General features: G+C 67.0%; 15 protein-coding genes. 8 read left to right on the top strand and 7 right to left on the bottom strand.

Annotated elements, in window-relative coordinates:
* Nucleotides 1-44: 44 nt before the first annotated feature.
* Nucleotides 45-536: a thioesterase family protein gene (locus LJ656_RS10775; RefSeq protein ID WP_230509387.1), complete on the top strand. Its 492-nt coding sequence runs from the start codon at nucleotides 45-47 to the stop codon at nucleotides 534-536.
* Between the two features lie 55 nt (nucleotides 537-591).
* On the opposite strand, the gene LJ656_RS10770 is transcribed toward LJ656_RS10775, so the two are convergent.
* A complete protein-coding gene (locus tag LJ656_RS10770; RefSeq protein ID WP_230509386.1) occupies nucleotides 592-1554 on the bottom strand; it encodes a response regulator in 963 nt (320 codons plus the stop codon).
* A 569-nt stretch (nucleotides 1555-2123) separates the two neighbouring features.
* Between LJ656_RS10770 and LJ656_RS10765 the strand changes: the two genes are divergently transcribed.
* Nucleotides 2124-2885 (top strand): hypothetical protein, encoded by a 762-nt coding sequence (locus LJ656_RS10765; RefSeq protein ID WP_230509385.1) that lies wholly within the window; start codon nucleotides 2124-2126, stop codon nucleotides 2883-2885.
* A 98-nt stretch (nucleotides 2886-2983) separates the two neighbouring features.
* Here LJ656_RS10765 and LJ656_RS10760 read toward each other — a convergent pair whose 3' ends face one another.
* A complete protein-coding gene (locus LJ656_RS10760) occupies nucleotides 2984-3658 on the bottom strand; it encodes an HAD family hydrolase (RefSeq protein ID WP_230509384.1) in 675 nt (224 codons plus the stop codon).
* Between the two features lie 464 nt (nucleotides 3659-4122).
* On the opposite strand from LJ656_RS10760, the gene LJ656_RS10755 reads away from it, so the two are divergent.
* Entirely contained in the window at nucleotides 4123-5283 is a 1161-nt protein-coding gene (locus LJ656_RS10755; RefSeq protein ID WP_230509383.1) for a porin, read from the top strand.
* A 45-nt stretch (nucleotides 5284-5328) separates the two neighbouring features.
* Here the strand turns inward: LJ656_RS10755 and LJ656_RS10750 are convergent, their stop codons facing one another.
* Nucleotides 5329-6210, bottom strand: a complete 882-nt coding sequence (locus tag LJ656_RS10750; RefSeq protein ID WP_230509382.1) for a LysR family transcriptional regulator — start codon at nucleotides 6208-6210, stop codon at nucleotides 5329-5331.
* 122 nt (nucleotides 6211-6332) lie between these two features.
* Between LJ656_RS10750 and LJ656_RS10745 the strand changes: the two genes are divergently transcribed.
* A complete protein-coding gene (locus LJ656_RS10745; protein WP_230509381.1) occupies nucleotides 6333-7085 on the top strand; it encodes a TerC family protein in 753 nt (250 codons plus the stop codon).
* A gap of 53 nt (nucleotides 7086-7138) precedes the next feature.
* Here the strand turns inward: LJ656_RS10745 and LJ656_RS10740 are convergent, their stop codons facing one another.
* From LJ656_RS10740 to LJ656_RS10725, 4 genes are all read right to left on the bottom strand, one after another.
* On the bottom strand, nucleotides 7139-7771 hold the full coding sequence (locus LJ656_RS10740) for a DUF2894 domain-containing protein (protein WP_425605921.1): 633 nt from the start codon (nucleotides 7769-7771) through the stop codon (nucleotides 7139-7141).
* 118 nt (nucleotides 7772-7889) lie between these two features.
* Nucleotides 7890-8546 carry an OmpA family protein gene (locus LJ656_RS10735; protein WP_230509380.1) on the bottom strand — a complete coding sequence of 219 codons (657 nt, stop codon included), beginning with the start codon at nucleotides 8544-8546 and terminating at the stop codon, nucleotides 7890-7892.
* Nucleotides 8543-11422, bottom strand: a complete 2880-nt coding sequence (locus LJ656_RS10730; protein WP_230509379.1) for a DUF802 domain-containing protein — start codon at nucleotides 11420-11422, stop codon at nucleotides 8543-8545. Before LJ656_RS10730 ends, LJ656_RS10735 begins: the two co-directional genes overlap by 4 nt.
* A 10-nt stretch (nucleotides 11423-11432) precedes the next feature.
* A complete protein-coding gene (locus LJ656_RS10725) occupies nucleotides 11433-12338 on the bottom strand; it encodes a DUF3348 domain-containing protein (protein ID WP_230509378.1) in 906 nt (301 codons plus the stop codon).
* A 250-nt stretch (nucleotides 12339-12588) separates the two neighbouring features.
* Between LJ656_RS10725 and LJ656_RS10720 the strand changes: the two genes are divergently transcribed.
* The 4 genes from LJ656_RS10720 (at nucleotide 12589) to LJ656_RS10705 (ending at nucleotide 17964) form a co-directional block, all read left to right on the top strand.
* A complete protein-coding gene (locus LJ656_RS10720) occupies nucleotides 12589-13821 on the top strand; it encodes an NAD(P)/FAD-dependent oxidoreductase (RefSeq protein ID WP_230509377.1) in 1233 nt (410 codons plus the stop codon).
* A gap of 404 nt (nucleotides 13822-14225) precedes the next feature.
* A complete protein-coding gene (locus tag LJ656_RS10715) occupies nucleotides 14226-16475 on the top strand; it encodes a TonB-dependent receptor (protein WP_230509376.1) in 2250 nt (749 codons plus the stop codon).
* Entirely contained in the window at nucleotides 16475-17284 is an 810-nt protein-coding gene (locus LJ656_RS10710; RefSeq protein WP_230509375.1) for a tetratricopeptide repeat protein, read from the top strand. The genes LJ656_RS10715 and LJ656_RS10710 overlap by 1 nt, the downstream gene beginning before the upstream one ends.
* Nucleotides 17281-17964: a Fe2+-dependent dioxygenase gene (locus LJ656_RS10705; RefSeq protein WP_230509374.1), complete on the top strand. Its 684-nt coding sequence runs from the start codon at nucleotides 17281-17283 to the stop codon at nucleotides 17962-17964. Before LJ656_RS10710 ends, LJ656_RS10705 begins: the two co-directional genes overlap by 4 nt.
* The last annotated feature ends 65 nt before the right edge of the window (nucleotides 17965-18029 follow it).

The raw sequence follows: 18029 nt of genomic DNA, 5'->3' as shown, positions 1-18029 counted from the left end.
AACCGCACGCGCCCCACCTCCTTCGCTCCAGGAGCCCCGCACCCATGCCACAGCCCGTGGTTCTCCCCGCCTATCGCGACACCGTGCGCGCCGAATGGGTCGATTACAACGGCCATATGCGAGACGCGTTTTATCTACTGATATTCAGCCTCGCCACCGACGTGCTGATCGATCAGATCGGCCTGCCCGATGCGGTTCGTCAGGCGCGGCGCCGCTCGATCTACACCCTCGAAGCACACGTCAGCTATCTGCACGAAATCAAACAGAGCACGCCGGTGCGCGTCGACATGCGCGTACTCGCGCACGACGCGAAGCGGATTCATCTGTATTTCGAAATGTTTGCGGAGGACGGCAAGCGGGCCGAGCCGGTCGCGGCCGGCGAGCAGATGCTGCTGCACGTCGATACCAGCGGACCGCGCGGCGTCGCGTTCGACCCGGATGTCGCCGCGCGCGTGACCGAACTGGCGCACGCGCATCGCGAGTTGCCGCCGGCTCGCTACGCGGCACGCACGATCGGTTTGCCGCGCGCCGCCTGAGCCTCAGTGAGTATCACCAAGCGTCACCGAGCCCCAAACGGCGGCGCAGGTAACGTCAGCGGTTACGCTCCGCGCGCCACTGCGCGAAAGTCACCAGATCGATCCCGACTTCGGCCGGATCGATGCGGGTCCAGCCGTAGAACGCGTCGTCCCAGCCGGGGATGCTGCGCGGCGTCAGCTCGCGGAACGTCATGCCCGCGCGATACGCGAGATCCGGCCAGAACAGCGGCATCATCTCGCGCACCGCGAGCTTGTGCAGCAAGTCGGACGGGCCGCCTTCATCGGCGACGATCTCGCCCTGGGAAATCCAGTCGTTCTCGGCCCACGCGACGAACACGCTCGGGTTGCCGGCGGCGTCGAACATCAGGATCACGTTCTGCTCGGGCCGCCAGTAATACTCGACGATGCCCTGCTCGGCCACGACGTCTTCGATCACCTTGCGGGTGCGCGGATCGCAATAGGTCATGCCGTTCTCGCCGAGCGCGAGCCAGCCCGATTCCGCGCAATGGCGGCTCTTCGCGTCCTTCAGGAAATGCACGAGGCGATTGGCGGAGTCCGGGTCGGTCTTGCGCAGATACAGATCGACGATGCCGGCATTGAACGCCTTGACCGCGACCGTTTCATCCGCGACGCCGGTCAGCAGCACCTTCGCGCAGCGCAGATGCGAGATCGACGACAGGAAATCCACGCCGCCGATGCCCGGCATGTCGTAGTCGACGATCACCGCCGCCACTTCCTCAAAGCGCGACGGCCGCGCGACGATATCGCGCTCCGCCGAGGTCTCGACGAAGCGCTCGACGCCCGGCTCGCTCAGGCACGCGGAGCCGGCCGCGAATTCCAGCGAATTTTCGCGCGCGTGCTGCCGGATATAGCTGAGCGCCGCCTGCGGCCGCGTGAAAAACAGGTTCGTGGACGTGCCGGGGAAAAAGCGGCGCAGCGCATCGAGGTAGCTGTCGTTATCGTCGACGAAGACAACCGTGGACGGGTAGAAAACGGGAGGTCGAATAAAGTTGTTCATCTTTTCAAGTGGTTCTCACGCCGCCACTACAGATCCGGAACCGGTCGATCCGGATTGCATCTGACGCCGCGACAGCCCAACGAATGCCGGACGAATCTCGCCCGCGGTCTCGCATGGTCAATGGGTTTGCCGTACTGCCAGTTACCACCGGCGGGCGCCGCTGCTGAGCGCCTGCCGCCCTGCATCGTGCCGGTGCGCGGGCCGCGGATGCGGCAGGAATCAATCTTGCACGCAGGTAAGCGCAGCACGGCTGCCGCCCGTCTCCAACGGTTCGTATAGTACAGGCTCCGCGTGCGAATAGTACAAGCCGGTTTGCATGGCCGGCGGCGTATACCGGGCTCCATGCGCGACGGTTAATCTGGTCAAAAACGAATATCGAAGCAAGCACTAAATGGGCGTTGGTGACGCGCGTGTATTACGTTCGCGACAGTCGTGCCCCCGTTCGGTGCGACGGGCCAGGCGAAACGCAAAGGCGGCGACTTCAGGCGTCGTCTGATGACTACGGACGGCGCACCCAGTGTCGTCGTATATCATGACCCCTCGCATTTCATGAATACTGTTGCTTAGATATGACGAATACCGGCAAATTGCTGATAGTCGGCCTGCTCGTGATCGATGCGGGCATCGCCGGCTACCTGCTCCTCCCCAAAGACGACGAACGCACGCCGAGCGCGACCAGCGAGGTGATCGGCAGGATCACCGGCGCGACGGATTCCGACGCGCAGCGCGGCGCGGCGCGTGTCGCCGGCGGCAACGTGATGGCGGTGACGCCGGTGCCGAGCGCGCCGCCCGCGACGGCTACGGTTACCGTGCCTGCTCCGCCCGCTCCCTCCACCACGAATCAACTGGCCGTGACGCCGCAATCCGCTCAGCCGCAGGCCGCCGCCACGTTGCCGCAAACCGGTGCGCTCGCGCAGCCGTCCGCCGCGACGACAGCCGCGGTGCCGGGCCTTGCCGTGCCCGATGCCGGCCAGGCCGCGGCCGCGTCATCCCGGGCGAGACAGCCGGCGCAGCCGGTCGCGCAACAGAGAGCGCAAGACCGGCAGTTGCCCGGCCCGCGGATCGACCAGGCGCAGACCCGCCGGCGCGACGCTACGCACCCGAACGGCTCGAACCCGGTCGCCGCGATGTTGACCGACCAGTTGGTCAAGGAATCGGCGAAACCCGATCCGTCGCTGCCGATGCCCACCGGCGTAACGGTGCCACTGTCGTCCGAACGCACGACCCCGCCGTCGGTCGGCTCGGCGATGACCGATCAGCTGGTGCGCGAATCGTCCCGGGTGACGCCGGCGCCACAGCCGGCGCAGCCGCCCATCCTCAAGCCGCAGTAACGCCGTCGATCGCGCTCGCGACAACACCCTTCGTCCCACCTGCCCACTTGCGACACCGCGCGGCGTGGCCAACCCGCGCCGCGCGGCAGCGCCGCCCCTCAGGGCCGCGACGCGACTTCGTCCAGATGCGCGAGCAGATCGGCGGGGTCGTCGTAGACGCGCAGCGCGCCCGCGCGCTCCAGCTCCTCGGTCCCATAACCGCCCGACAGCAAACCGACGCCAAGCGAACGGCAGCGGCGCGCGGCCAGCATGTCCCAGATGCTGTCGCCGACCACCACCGTATGCTCGATCGGCACGCCGAGCCGCTCGGCCGCGGCGACAAAGAGGTCGGGGTCGGGCTTCGCGTATTTGACGTCGTCGCGCGTCACGACGACCGCCTTGGCCGGATCGACGCCGAGCGCCTCCAGATTGAGCGCGGCGGTTTCCATCCGGCCGCTGGTCGCGACCGCCCACGGCGTGCCGGCCTGGGTCAGCGCCTCCAGCAGTTCGCGGGCGCCGGGCAGCGGACAAACCTGCGCGCGCATCCGCTGATACGCGGCCGCATGCGCGTGGCGCAGCCGCTCGCCGCGTTCGACGCTGATCTCGCCATGCGTCTCGCGCAGCAGCTGATGCGTGAACAAGCCGCCGCTCATGCCGATCTTGCGGTGAATCCGCCACACCGACAGCGCAATGCCCTCGCTGTCGAGCGCTTCCTTCCACGCCAGCACGTGCTGATAGACGCTATCGACGAGCGTGCCGTCGAGATCGAACAAAAAAGATGTCTGGATACGCATCGCTGTCTCCGGTGATCACGGGTTCGGTCAATATGCCATGCATTGATGAAGTGCTCGGGACCGCGCCGCCGCCGTTCGCGTGGGTTCGGGCGGGTTCGCGAGGATTCGGGCGGCTCGTGCGATTCGCGGCCAACGCCCCGGTGTGGCGGCTTCCCCACGCTTTGCCGCGCATTCGCCGCGCCCTCTCCCGCAACATTTCTGAACAAGGTAAGCTTCGAGCCCTCGTGGTTTCAGCCGTTACGCCGCTGCTCGAAAACTCCCCGCGGGGTTTTCGCCGCCAGGCGGCCGGCGCGCGCCGTTGCCCGTCACCGAAGGGCTGAGCACACCGCGTGCTGGCGGCTATTGGGTCGCCTGGTCGCCTGGTCGCCTGGTCGCCGATCCGCCAGCCCGCGCAGTCCGCAAGCCCCGCGCCCGCCACGAGCCCGAATCGTCCAAAACAAGTCGTTATCCAGGAACCTCCCGCCATGAACAAGACCCTGCTCGCCGCCGCGCTGTGCGGCGCCTTCACGATCTCCGCGCACGCCCAAAGCAGCGTCACGCTGTACGGCTTGATCGATACCGGCATCGTCTATACCAACAACCAGTTCGGCCACAGCAACTGGCAAGTCGCGAGCGGCACCACGCAGAACACGGTGTTCGGCCTGAAGGGTTCGGAAGACCTCGGCGCCGGCCTGCACGCGGTCTTCAAGCTCGAGCAGGGCTTCCTGCTGAACAACGGCGCGCAGGCGTTCGCCGGCAGCGCGTTCGGCTCGCAGGCATGGGTCGGTCTGCAAAGCGATCCATACGGCACGCTCACGTTCGGCCGCCAGTTCGACGTGCTGAACGATCTCGTCGGCCCGCTCTCGGCCAGCTGGAACACGTGGGGCGGCAGCCTCGCCGCCCATCCGTTCGAGAACGACAACCTCGCCGCGAACTCGGTCGTGATCAACAACTCGGTCAAGTACGCGAGCCCGCTGTACCACGGCGTCACGTTCGAATCGATGTACTCGTTCAGCAACAAGGCCGGCGCGTTCGCGAACAACCGCTCGTACAGCTTCGGTCTGTCGTACGCCCAAGGTCCGTTGAACCTCGCGGCCGGCTACCTGCAGTTCAACAACGCGGGCAACGGCGCTGGCGCGGTGACGACTAGCGACACCAGCGCGAACTTCATCGCCGAACGTCAGCGCATCTGGTCGCTCGGCGGCAACTACACGTTCGGTCCGGCCACCGTCGGCCTGCTGTGGAGCCACACGCAGATCGATAACGTCGCGGGCGTGTTCTCGTTCGGCACCGGCGGCTACCTCGGCGCGGGCAGCGACGGCACCGGCACGCTCGGCGGCTCGCTGCGCCTCGACAACTACGAAGTCAACGCGAAGTACGCGCTGACGCCGGCATGGAGCGTGTCGGGCGCGTATACGTACACGCATGGCGCATACAACGGTTCGTCGCCGGCATGGAACACCGCGATGCTGCAAACCGGCTACGCGCTCAGCAAGCGCACCGACTTCTATCTGGAAGGCGTGTACCAGAACGCGCACGGCGCGCCGGCCGATTCGGTGCTGTCGCACGCGATGATCAACACGCTGTCGCCGTCGTCGACCAACAAGCAGGTCGCGGTGACGGCCGGCATGCGTCACGCGTTCTGATGACGTTCTGAGTCCGGGGGCGTGCGCGCGGCAGTGCGCGCGCCGTCACGGCTGCGCGGCCGCGATCACCTGCGATGCCAGCGCGTGATGCTGGCCGCGCCGCGAGCGGATCGCGTGAATCTCCTCGATCACGCCGTCCGCGCGGCCGAGCCAGCGCAACCCCCGCAGCAACGTCAATTCTTCCGCGCCGAGCTCGGCGAGTGGAAACACCCCGAGCCCGCGCGCCGCGAACACCGCCATCAACGCGCTGTCCTCGAACTCGCCGACGATGCGCGGACTGATCCCCTGAGCGTCGAACCAGCGATCGAGCCGCGCGCGCAACGCGCCGTGGCGGGTCGGCAGCAGCACCGGCAGGTCCACCAGCGCTTGCGGAAAACCGGCGCGCGCCGCTTTGCGCACGATCTGCGCGGGCCCGTACCAGTCGACCGGCGAACCGGCGACGCGCTGACTGACCACTCTCAAATCCGCGCCATGCGGCGCCGGCTGACACGCGAGCACCAGATCGAGCCGGTGCAGCGCCAATTCCGACAGCAGTTGCGCGGGCTCGCCTTCGTGGCACAGCAGCCGCAGCGACGGCGTGGCGAGCACCGGCGCCAGCAGCGCATGCGCGGCGAGCTTCGAAATCCCGTCCGATAGTCCCACCGCAAAGCGCACCGCGCCGGTGCCGCCGGCCTCGCGCATCTCGTCGAGCAAGGCCTCGCCGAGTTGAAAAATCTGCTCGGCGCGAGCGAACGCCTGTTCGCCGGCCTCGGTCATCGCAACGCCCCGCCCGGCCGGCTTCAGCAACTGACGTCCAAGCGACTTTTCGAGTTCGCGGACCTGCGCGCTGATGGTCTGCACGGCCATCTCGAGCCGCGCGGCCGCGCGCGCAAAACCGCCCTCCTTGACGACGATCCAGAAATAGTACAAATGGCGATAGTTGAGCATGTGAGCTTGACACTTCGAAAAAATCGATTATTCATTCAGGTTATCACTGGTTTATCCGAACCGCGAAGCAGTCGATGATGGCGGTTCCGCCGCACCGGCGCACAGTCACTTTTCGATCCCCTATGGACTCTCTGCTCACACTGTTCGCCGATCCCGCCGCCTGGGCCGCGCTCGTCACGCTGATCGTGATGGAAATCGTGCTCGGCATCGACAACCTGATCTTCATCTCGATTCTCAGCAACCGGCTGCCCGAAGCGCAGCGCGCGCGCACCCAGCGCATCGGCCTGACGCTCGCGCTGGTGATGCGGCTGATGCTGCTCGGCACCGTCGCGTGGATCGTGCAACTGACCGAAGTCGCTTTCACCGTGTTCGATCACGGCTTCTCGTGGCGCGATCTGATCCTGCTCGCCGGCGGCCTGTTCCTCGTGTGGAAGGCGACCGGAGAAATCCGCCATCACGTCACGCACGAAGACGACGTCGCCGCGAAGGCGGGATCGACCGTGCAGTTGTCGGTGGCGGCCGCGATCGGCCAGATCATCATGCTGGACATCGTGTTTTCGGTCGACAGCATCATCACCGCGGTCGGCATGACCGAACATATGCCGATCATGTTCGGCGCGGTGATCGTATCGATTCTCGTGATGATGTTCGCCGCGCAACCGCTCGCGCGTTTTATCGATCGCAATCCGACCATCGTGATGCTCGCGTTGAGCTTCCTGCTGGTGATCGGTATGACGCTGATCGCCGAAGGGTTCGGCACGCACGTGCCGAAGGCATATATCTACGCGGCGATGGCGTTCTCGGCGTTCGTCGAGGGGATGAACATGTGGGCGCGGCGCACGAAGGCCAAGCGGCTGGGCAGTGTGCGGGAATGATGGCGCGCTGACATCTCGACTCCGGGTTCCGGCGAGCCCGGCGGGCCTTTGCGCTAGCGCGCCTTGCGGCGCGTGCCCTTGCCGGCCGCCGCCGCGCGCGGCGCCTCCTTTTCCGCCGGCGCGCCGCCGTTCATCTGCTCGAGCCACGACAGCGTGTCGACGTACGACAGAAACTGCTTCAGATACCCCGGCGACAACTCACTCATCAACGACAACGCCCGATGCACGAGGCTGCTCGAATTGAGCGGCCCGGCGTTGCCCGCCACCGGCGCGAGCGACTGGCGCAGCTGCTTCTCGGTGCGCACTTTCGCCCAGACATCGCGGAAGTAGTCGAGCGCGGGCAGTTCGGGATAGGCGCCCGCGTGGGGCGCATCCGCGCCGCAATGATGCTCGCCCAGGCGTTCGACCAGAGCCGCTAGCGTCGCGCGGTCCGCTTCGTCTGGAATGGCGCCGGGCGCGTCGTGCGCTTCGCTTGCAGCGGCGCGTTCCACTTCGGCCGCATATTCGTCCAGCAATCCTGACAATCGCTCGTCGAGCACACGCCGCGCGGCGCCGCTGTGCTGCAGCGCGCGCCGCGCGAGCGCGTCGAGCAGATGAAAGCGCAGCGGGTCGAGCCGGTCCGCGCCGCTCGCGCGCCATGCGTCGAGCGTCGCGCGAGCCGGATGCGGCGCGGCGGCGTGCGTGATGTCGCCGGCGTTGATTGCGTCGTTGGCGTTGCTCGTGTCAACCGCGTCGCCGGCGCTGCTCGCATCGATCACGTCGAACGCAGCGCTAGCGTCATCGCCGGACTTCTCGCGCGCGTCATCAACCACCGGCCTTCTCCGTCGCCGCCGCCCCGCTCGACGGCCGCGGCACCGGCGCGATTTCGACGCGGCGATTCTTCGCGCGCCCCGCCTCGTCCGCGTTCGAGCCGACCGGTTGCTGCGAGCCGAACGCCGCCGCGAACACCGACGCCGCCGGCACGCCGCTGTCGATCAGCGTGCGTGTGACCGTCAATGCGCGCTGCGCAGACAGCTCCCAGTTATCGGCGAAGCGGCGATTGCCTTCGCGCAAGCGCTGGTCGTCGGTAAAGCCGCTGACCATCAGGATCTGGTCGCTCGCGCGCAGATAGGTCGACAGCGGCTCCGCCAGACTCTTCAGCAGCGCGCGGCCCTCGGGCTGCAGTTGATCGGAATTCAGCGCGAACAGCACGTTGCCGCTGATGCCGATGCGGCCATTGACGAGCGTCACGCGCCCGGCCGCGAGCGGCCCGGCGAGCGCCTGCTCAAGCGTCTTGCGACGCTGCGTTTCGGCCTGGCGCTGCTTCACTTCCTGTTCGAGCTTGCTCGACAGTTCGAGCTGCACGCCGATCACGCCGACCAGAATCAGCACAAACGCGCCGAGCAGCACCGACATCAGATCGCCGAACGCGGCCCAGATCGGCGCGGCGGTTTCGACGCCGCCGTCGAGGTCCTCGCTCATACCGCGTCGGCTCCGGCGCGCGCGCGCTTCGCGGCCAGCAGTTGCAGATCTTCGACGATCTGCTTCTGCGACATCACGCTGAGATCGACCACGTCACGTGCCTGCGCGACGTAGTAAGCGAGCTGTTCGTCGCTGCGGGCGAGCGATTTGTCGAGCGCCGTTTCGATCCGTTCGAGGTGCGCGACCAGCTTGGCGTTCGCTTCGCCGAACACGCGCACGGCCGCGCCGAACGCATCGCCGAGGCTGGCCACTTCGACCGCGCTGCCGGTGACCTGGGCGGCCACCTCACCGAGCTTGCCGGTCTCGTGCTCCAGATGATCGGTGAAGCGCTTGCCGACCCGTTCGAGCAGCTCGGCGGAAGTCGTGACGAGACCGTCGACCGCCGCGCGCTGTTCGGTCGACGCGTGATTGACCGCGTCGAGCAGCGTTTCGAGCGTCGCCAGCAAGCGGCTGCGCTCGTCGAGCATCGCGGTATCGCGGACCATGCTGTCGGACAGTTTCTGACGCAGTTCCGCGATCACGTCGGCCGCGGCCTTCGGCGCTTCCGACGCCGCCTGCACCAGCCGCTCGATTTCGGCAATCGTCGCGTTTGCGTGCGTTTGCGTCTGCGTAGAGATATCCCGCGCGGTTTGCGCGAGCGCGTCGCAGATTTGCTGCTGGCGCGCCGCGGTCTGCGAACCGGTCTGCTGCCATTGTTCAGTCAGCTTCGCAGTCAGTGCGCCGAGCGTGTCGGTCCACGTGGTGAAGCGCTGTTCGTCGCGCGCGGCCAGTTCCGCTTGCAGGTTCGCCGCGGCCTTCGGCGCGTCGGCGGCAACTTGCACGAGGCGGTCGATTTCGGCCAGCGTCGCGCTCGCGTGGGTTTGCGTCTGCGTGGAGATATCGCGCGCGGTCTGCGCGAGCGCGTCGCAGATTTCCTGTTGACGGCTCGCGGTCTGCGAACCGCTCTGCTGCCATTGTTCGGTCAGCTTGGCCGTCAGCACGCCGAGCGCTTCGGTCCACGCGGTAAAGCGCTGTTCGTCGCGCGCCGCCAGTTCCGCTTGCAGGTTCACGGCCGCCTTCGGCGCGTCGGCTGCCGCCTGCACGAGGCGGTCGATTTCCGCCAGCGTGGCGCTCGCGTGAGTCTGCGTCTGCGCGGAGATATCGCGCGCGGTTTGCGTCAGCGCGTCGAAGATCTCCTGCTGGCGACTCGCGGTCTGCACGCTGCTGTGCTGCCATTGTTCGTTCAGTTTCGCGGCCAGCGCGCCGAGCGTGTCGGTCCACGTCGCAAAGCGCTGCTCGTCGCGCGCGATCAGTTCGGCCTGCAGATTGGCCGCGGCCTTCGGCGCGTCGGCGGCTACCTGCACGAGACGTTCGATCTCGACGAGCGTCGCGCTCGCGTGGGTTTGCGTCTGCGCGGAGATATCGCGCGCGGTTTGCGCGAGCGCGTCGCAGATTTCCTGCTGACGTGCCGCGTGGTGCGCGCCGCTTTGCCGCCATTGTTCGTCGAGCTTCGTGCTCACCGCGCCGAGCGTGTCGACCCACGCGGCAAGGCGCTGCTCGTCGCGCGCGGCCAGTTCGCTTTGCAGGTTCGACTGCGAGCGGCCGAGCGCTTCCAGCAGCGCGGCCGAATGCCGTTCGAACGTCGCGGCCGCGCCGGCGAGCGCCTGTTCGTTGTTCGCGGCGAGCTTGTCGGCGGCCCGCTGCTGCTGCGCCAACGCGTCGCCCCACGCCTGCGACATCTGGCTGGCGGTCGCTTCGACGCGCGCGGACACGCCGTCGAGCAACGCGGCCGAGCGCTGCTCGAACGCTTGCGCGACTCGCTCCAGCGACGCGCTCTGCTGCGCGGCCAGCGCGTCGCTGGCCTGGCGGTGGCCGGCGAGCGCGTCGGCGCAGATCGTCGCGACGTTCGCGCTGGTCGCCGCGAAGCCGCTCGTCATCCCGGCCAACTGCCGCTGCACCGCCTGCGTCACCGACTCGTGCAGCGTGGCGCTCTCGCGCGCGAGGCCGGCCAGCGTCGCCTGCACGACCGGCTGCAACGCCTCGCCGGCGGCGCGCGCGCTGCCGGTCACGCTGTCCTTCAATGACTGCTCGATCACGCCGGCCAGCCGCAGATACGCGGCCTCGGTACGGCCGTAGAACGCATCGAGGCTGGCCAACTGCTGTTCGTTCGACGCCGCGCTCTGCTGTTCGAGCGCGCTCATCATCGTCTGCAGACGCTCGACGAGAAGCGGCGTCGCGTCGGCCTGGCGTTGCAGCAGCTTGAAACTCTCGTCGCGCTGATGGCTTTGCGAATAGATGCGCAGCGCCGTGGCGATCTTCAGGTCGAGCTGCTGCGCGGCTTCGAGCCGTTCGCGGCGGCACAGCGCCGACAGTAGTCCGAGCATCGCCGACGTCGAGACGCCCGCGATCGAGGTGCCGAACGCGAAGCCGAGCCCCTTGACCGGCGCGGCCAGCGACGCGCGGATCGCCTGCAGGTCGCTCGCGCTTTCGAGTGCGAGGGCGGTGCCGCGCAGCGTCATCACCATCCCGAGCAGCGTGCCGAGCATCCCGAGCAGCACCAGCAGGCCGACCAGATACGGCGTCAGCGCCGGTCCGGGCAGCGCGGCGCGCTCGCCTTCGACGCGCAGCCGCACCGGATTGCGCAGGCTCGGATGCACGGCTTCGAGAAACGCGGCGAGGCTCGGCGGCGGCGCGGACAACTTGGTGAGCGCGCCGCTCAGCGTCGCGGTCGCCTGACTGTAGCGACGCAATTCGAGCGCGCCGAGCACGTAGAACACGCCGATCAGCAGCGTGACCGCGAACGCGAGCGGGTTGGCGACGGCATAACCGACGGCGATCCAGCACGCCGCGGCGAGGCCCGCGAGAAACACAACGAGATCGATACGATATCTGGACATGGGGTCCCAGTTAGCAGGCGCGAAGAGCCGCGAGCAGCCCTTCGACCGGTTGAAAACGAACATCCAGTTCGGCAAGCAAAACGCTCTGCATGTCCTTGCGGAATACGTCGAGCCACGCATCGGGCGCGGGCGCCGCGGCGTGGCCCGGGGATGCGGTTGCGCGGGCCGCTTGTATGACCGCGGACCGCGCGGCGTCCTGGGCTTCTGCTGCTTCTGCTGCTTCTGCTGCTTCTGCTGCTTCAACCGCTTCAAGCTCCGCCACCCGCCGCCGCTCCGCGTTGCGCAGCCGCTCGAAATGTCCGCCCAGCAGCCCCGGCACCGCGCCGAGCAAACTGCGCTCGCGCTCGGCGAGCGCCCGCTCCATCACCGCGTCGACCACCGCGAGCCGCGCGAGCGCCGGCGCCTGGGTGGCGAGCAGCGCGCGCAGCCGACCGCGTAACGTGCCGATTGCGGTTTCCATCGACTGCTGAAAAGCGAGATAGCGCTGGCGAAACACCGCGTAGTCGGCCTGCGGGGATACGTCGAGCAGCGCGGACGCTCGGGCCGGCGCGCGGGGTGCGTTCATCGGCGCATTCGTCGGCGCATTCATCGCCGCATTCCGCGGCGTCGGCACCGTCCCGCGCCGCCGCGAGCTGGCGAATAGCGCGTCGCCGGCGATCGAACTTACCAGCGCGCGCCGCACGCGCGTGCATTCGTCCTCCTCGGCACGGCCGAACGGACGCGCGCCGCCGGCCACCGCGGGTGGGCCGCCGCTCAACGCGGACGACAACGCGATCGCATCAGTCCAGCCGAGCCACTGGCTCAGCCGGTCGGCCAGCGACTGCGTCGATTCGGCGACGTCGGCCTCGCCCAGACGGGCCAGTAAACGAACGAGCGCGGGCCCGCTCAGGGCGCTACGCTGGGGGGCTTGCGACATACCACCGGAAGCAAAAAAGTCAGCAGTTTACACGCTGGCGGGTACGACACCGAAGTGCCCCGTTGCAATGCCCGTTTAAACCCGTCGTTCGTGTAGAAGTTACCGGCGCCGGCCCACGTTTTCCGCAGCACGTTTTTTTGCCGATAGCTAAGCAGCCCGATCCCTGTATAAGATGAAAGCTCGCGACTCGCCGCGAGCAGAGTTCCGGCAGCGCTTCACACGCAGTGAACACATAAGACGGACAGGGAGCATGAAATTCGATACCGTGGTGCTCGGCGCCGGCATTGTCGGTGTCTGCGTCGCCGTGCATCTACAACGGCGCGGGCGTCAGGTTGCGCTGATCGACCGCAAGCAGCCCGGCAACGAAACCTCATTCGGCAATGCCGGGCTGATCCAGCGCGAAGGCGTCTATCCATACGCGTTTCCGCGCGGGCTCGGCACGCTGCTGCGCTACGCGCGCAACCAGTCGCCCGACGTGCGCTACCACGCCGATGCGCTGCTCGAAGTCGCACCGTTCCTGTGGCGCTACTGGCGCAATTCGCATCCGGCGAAACACGCCGAAATCGCGAAGTCGTACGCGACGCTGATCGAGCATTGCGTCAGCGAACATCGCGCGCTGGCCGCCGCCGCGCATGCGAGCGATCTGCTGCGGCCGATCGGCTGGATCAAGGTGTTTCGCAGCGCGGCCGCGCGCGACGCCGAAACCCGCCTAGCCGAGCAATGGCAGCGCGAATACGGCGTCGAATTCGAAACGCTCGACGCGCCGCGCCTGCAACAGCTCGAACCCGATCTCGACAAGCGTCTACAAGGCGGCCTGCGCTATCCGCAAGCCGATTCGGTCAACGATCCGAACGCGCTGGTCAACGCCTACGCGCGCTATTTCGAAGCGCTCGGCGGCCGCTTCTATAACGGCGATGCCGACACGCTGCGCGAAGGCTGGCAGGTCGATACGCTGGAGGGCACGCTGAGCGCCAGCTCGGCGGTCGTCGCGCTCGGCCCGTGGTCGGGCCGCGTCTGCGAGCGGCTCGGCTACCGGCTGCCGCTCGCGGTCAAGCGCGGCTATCACATGCATTACGCGCCGCGCCAAACCGCGCAACTCAATCATCCGGTGCTCGACGTCGAACACGGCTATGTGCTCGCGCCGATGGCGCGCGGCATTCGCCTGACCACCGGCGCCGAAATCGCGCGCGCCGAGGCCGCGAAGACGCCGGTGCAGCTCGACGCGGTCGAGCCGATCGCGCGCACGCTGTTCCCGCTCGGCGAACGCCTCGACGCCGAGCCGTGGATGGGACGCCGCCCGTGCACGCCGGACATGATGCCGATGATCGGCGCGGCGCCCAAACATCGGGGCTTGTGGTTCGCCTTCGGTCACGCGCATCACGGCCTCACGCTCGGTCCGGTGACGGGCCGGCTGCTCGCCGAAATGATGACCGGCGAGCCGACGCTGGTGGATCCGCTGCCGTTCCGGGTCGAGCGGTTTTAACCCCCGGCGCTGTAATTTCCCGAAAGCTTCGAGACAGGTGGACGGCCCGGTTACGTGTCGCTGCGCCGTCCTCGCTGTGCTGTTTTTGCAACAGATGTTGCGCTCCGCACAGGTTCCGAGCAGCGACTTTTTACGCTTCGCCAGACTTCCTGCCATTGCGGCTTCAGCCCGCAAATATCCGCTAATTTTAGCCTTCTGGCGCCATACCATCCTCTTCGCCCCCGCTGACCCGCCCCCTTCCGCAGCCTCTCCAAGCCCGATCTGTTAAGCCATTTATTGAGAACGCTTCTCAATTACGCAGAGTTTGCATAAAATCCGTCCCGCAAGATTTTTGTAATAAACATGGAATGCAGGGGTAAGGAGATGTCAGCCGGCCCGGCGTCCTGAACTTGACGGGGATGAACATGAAGTTGCGGTCCGACGATCCTAAGCTGAGCAAAATCAGCACGACACTGTGCGGCGTTCTGGCTGCCGGCCCTGCGCTCGCGCAAAGCACCACCGCCGCCGCGCCGCCCGACCGCGAAGGCCAGCTCGCGCCGATCACCGTGCAGGGCCAGTCGGACGACGGCTTCAAGGTCGATCAGTCGTCCTCGATCAAATTCACCGCGCCGCTCGTCGACACGCCGAAGTCGGTCACCGTGATTCCGCAGGAACTGATCCGCAGCACCGGCGCATCGACGCTGACCGAAGCGCTGCGCACCGTGCCGGGCATCACGTTCGGCGCCGGCGAAGGCGGCAACCCGCTCGGCGACCGGCCGTTCATCCGCGGCTACGACGCGCAGGGCAGCACCTTCGTCGACGGGATGCGCGACGTCGGCGCGACCACCCGCGAAGTGTTCAACATCGAGAACATCGAGGTGACCAAGGGCTCGGACGGCGCGTTCGGCGGCCGCGGCGGCGCCGGCGGCAGCATCAACCTGATCACCAAGACCCCGCATCTGGGCACCAGCGCCGACGGCAGCGTCGGTCTGGGCACCGACCGCTATCGCCGCTTCACCGCGGACGGCAACTGGCAGATGGCCGATCACGCGGCGTTCCGCCTGAACGTGATGAGCCACAACAACGACGTGGCCGGCCGCGACGCGGTCAACAACGAACGCTGGGGCATCGCGCCGTCGTTCACCTACGGTCTCGGCACGCCGACCCGCATCACCGCGAGCTACTACCACCTGCAGACGGATGACCTGCCCGACAGCGGTATTCCGTACTTCTACACCACCACCAACAAGCCGGCCAACGTCGACACGATCTACCCGGCGCCGGTGGACCGGCACAACTTCTACGGCCTGATCGACCGCGATTTCCGCAAGACCACGTCGGATGTCGGAACCGTGCGCATCGAGCACGACATCAACCGCGATCTGACGATCCGCAACACCACCCGCTACACGAAGTCGACCCAGGACTACATCTGGACCCAGCCGGACGACAGCCAGGGCAACGTCGCCAACGGCATGGTGTGGCGCCGCGCGAATACGCGGGCCGCCGACGTCTACAGCCTCGCGAACCAGACCGAGCTGTTCGGCGAGTTCAAGACCGGCTTCCTGAAACACAGCTTCACGACCGGTATCGAGCTGTCGCGCGAAACCAGCGTCAACGATGCGTACACGGTCGCGACCGGGACCGGCGCGATCTGCCGGACCAACGGCATCGGCGCGGCATCGGGCTACAACTGCACGAGCCTGTGGAACCCGAATCCGAACGATCCGTGGGCCGGCTCGATCAGGAAGAACAACGACCCGAGCGAGCAACGCACCGTCACCAAGTCGATCTACGCGTTCGACACGATCGAGCTGACCAAACGCTGGCAGGCCAACGTCGGGCTGCGCGTCGACGACTACTCGACCGACTTCCGCAACACCGCGGCCAACGGTTCGACCCGCGTGTCGCGCGATGACACGCTGTTCAACTACCAGGTGGGCCTCGTGTTCAAACCGGCTTCGAACGGCAGCGTGTACACGTCGATCGCGACCTCGTCGACGCCGGCCGGCTCGCTGCTCGGCCAGGGCAACGAAACCCAGTCGCTGACTCCGGGCCGCAACGGCGTCGGCCTGAACGCGGCCGACCTGTCGCCGGAAAAGAACCGCAGCATCGAACTCGGCACCAAATGGGACGTGCTGAACAACAAGCTGTCGCTGACCGGCGCGATCTTCCAGATCGACACCACCAATGCGCGCGTGACCTTGCCGGACACCAGCTACGCGATGGTCGGCAGCAAGCGCGTGCAAGGTTTCGAATTCGGCGTGGCCGGTCAGATCACGCCGAAGTGGCAGGTGTTCGGCGGCTACACGTATCTGAAGAGCGAGCTGCGCGACAACGGCAGGAACACCGCGGACAACGGCAACCAGTTCCCGAACACGCCGAAGAACAGCATCAGCCTGTGGACCAATTACGAAGTACTTCCCAAGTTCACGGTCGGCGGCGGCGCGTTCTATATGTCGCAGGTCTATGGCGACACCGCGAATCTGCGGGCGGTGCCGTCGTACTGGCGCTTCGACGGAATGGCCACGTATCGCGTGAACAAGCATCTCGATCTGCAACTGAACGTGCAGAACATCTTCAACCGCACGTATTACGACCAGGCGTTTGCATCGCATTACGCGTCGATCGCGCCGGGACGCTCGGCGTTCCTGACGCTCAACGCGCACTACTGATGCAACGCGCGACGACCGGCGTCTCGGTGCAAGCGCTCGCCAACGTGTCGCGCGACGAGTTCGCCGCGATCCTCGCCGGGCCGCCCGAACGGGCGGCCGAGTGGGTCGCAGCGGCCGCGCGCAACGGCATCGTCGAAGCCCAGGCGGTGTATGGCCAGTATCTGCTCGACGGCCACGGCGTCGCGCGAGACGTCGGCGCCGCGTTCGTCTGGTTCAGACACGCGGCGCGCCGCGATCATCCGATGGCGATGAACATGCTCGGGCGCTGCTACGAGCACGGCTGGGGCACCGCCCCGTGCGCGCCGGTCGCCGTGTACTGGTATCGGCTCGCGGCCCGGGCCGGGCTCGACTGGGGAATGTACAACTATGCGTCGGCGCTGACGCTCGGCAATGGGATCGACTGCGATCGGGTAGAGGCGTTGGCGTGGTTCCGGCGCGCGGGCGAACTCGGTCACGCGAAGTCGCTCAATTTCATCGGCAGCTTTTACGAGGACGGCTGGACCGTCGACGCCGATGCGGACATCGCGCTCGACTTTTACCGGCGCGCGGCCGAAGGCGGCGATTTTCGCGGCCAGTTCAACTACGCGCGGCTGCTCGCCGCGCGCGGCGAAATCGACGCGGCGCTGCCGTGGTTGCGGCAGGTGCCGCGCACCGCGACCGGCGCGTTCGTCGCGAAGATGCGCGAGTGGCTGGCGGCCTCGCCGGTGAGCGCGTTCCGCGCGTTGGAGCGCAGTCTCGGCGCCACGCCGCAGCAGCTCGCCGCCCCGCCGCGCGCGGCGACGAACTTCACGCAGGAATCCCGCTCATGATGCTGCATCTGCAAAACGTACTCAGCAAACAGCAGGTCGCGCAATGCCGCGAAGTACTCGACGCCGCCGAGTGGATCGACGGCAATGCGACCTCCGGTCAGCAGTCCGCGCACGCGAAGCGCAACCGGCAGTTGCCTGAAGGCTCGCCGGCCGCGCGCGCGATCGGCGATGCGATTCAGGACGCGCTCGGGCGCAACCCGCGGTTCTTTTCCGCCGCGCTGCCGCTGAAGGTGTTTCCGCCGCTATTCAACCGCTATACGGGCGGCGACGGTTTCGGCACTCATGTCGACAATGCGATCCGGCAGCTGCGCGGCACCGATTTCCGGATTCGCAGCGATCTGTCAGCCACGTTGTTTCTCGCCGAGCCCGATACCTACGACGGCGGCGAACTGTGTATCGAAGACACCTACGGCGTGCATCGCGCGAAACTGCCGGCCGGCGATATGGTGCTCTACCCTGCTTCGAGCCTGCACCACGTGACGCCGGTCACGCGTGGCGAGCGGATCGCATCGTTCTTCTGGATTCAGAGCATGGTGCGCGACGACGGCCAGCGGGCGACGCTGTTCCGGCTCGATAACGATGTGCAGACGCTTGCCGCCGAGCGCGGCTCGAACGATCCGACCGTCGTGAGTCTGACCGGGATCTATCACAATCTGCTACGTCGCTGGGCGCACGCGTGAGTGAGCGGCGCGCAAGCCGTCGGCCATCCGAACCAATAAAAACGCCGCGAAGCCAAACACTTCGC

Source organism: Paraburkholderia sejongensis, from assembly GCF_020880815.1.
GTDB lineage: Bacteria > Pseudomonadota > Gammaproteobacteria > Burkholderiales > Burkholderiaceae > Paraburkholderia > Paraburkholderia sejongensis.
The sequence above is the reverse complement of the archived record's forward strand: the minus strand, read 5'-3'. Positions and strand labels throughout refer to the sequence as shown.

Coding starts and splice junctions, on each gene's coding strand:
- LJ656_RS10775 (WP_230509387.1), top strand. CDS start 45: ATGCCACAGCCCGTGGTTCTCCCCGCCTATCGCGACACCGTGCGCGCC.
- LJ656_RS10770 (WP_230509386.1), bottom strand. CDS start 1,554: ATGAACAACTTTATTCGACCTCCCGTTTTCTACCCGTCCACGGTTGTC.
- LJ656_RS10765 (WP_230509385.1), top strand. CDS start 2,124: ATGACGAATACCGGCAAATTGCTGATAGTCGGCCTGCTCGTGATCGAT.
- LJ656_RS10760 (WP_230509384.1), bottom strand. CDS start 3,658: ATGCGTATCCAGACATCTTTTTTGTTCGATCTCGACGGCACGCTCGTC.
- LJ656_RS10755 (WP_230509383.1), top strand. CDS start 4,123: ATGAACAAGACCCTGCTCGCCGCCGCGCTGTGCGGCGCCTTCACGATC.
- LJ656_RS10750 (WP_230509382.1), bottom strand. CDS start 6,210: ATGCTCAACTATCGCCATTTGTACTATTTCTGGATCGTCGTCAAGGAG.
- LJ656_RS10745 (WP_230509381.1), top strand. CDS start 6,333: ATGGACTCTCTGCTCACACTGTTCGCCGATCCCGCCGCCTGGGCCGCG.
- LJ656_RS10735 (WP_230509380.1), bottom strand. CDS start 8,546: ATGAGCGAGGACCTCGACGGCGGCGTCGAAACCGCCGCGCCGATCTGG.
- LJ656_RS10730 (WP_230509379.1), bottom strand. CDS start 11,422: ATGTCCAGATATCGTATCGATCTCGTTGTGTTTCTCGCGGGCCTCGCC.
- LJ656_RS10725 (WP_230509378.1), bottom strand. CDS start 12,338: ATGTCGCAAGCCCCCCAGCGTAGCGCCCTGAGCGGGCCCGCGCTCGTT.
- LJ656_RS10720 (WP_230509377.1), top strand. CDS start 12,589: ATGAAATTCGATACCGTGGTGCTCGGCGCCGGCATTGTCGGTGTCTGC.
- LJ656_RS10715 (WP_230509376.1), top strand. CDS start 14,226: ATGAAGTTGCGGTCCGACGATCCTAAGCTGAGCAAAATCAGCACGACA.
- LJ656_RS10710 (WP_230509375.1), top strand. CDS start 16,475: ATGCAACGCGCGACGACCGGCGTCTCGGTGCAAGCGCTCGCCAACGTG.
- LJ656_RS10705 (WP_230509374.1), top strand. CDS start 17,281: ATGATGCTGCATCTGCAAAACGTACTCAGCAAACAGCAGGTCGCGCAA.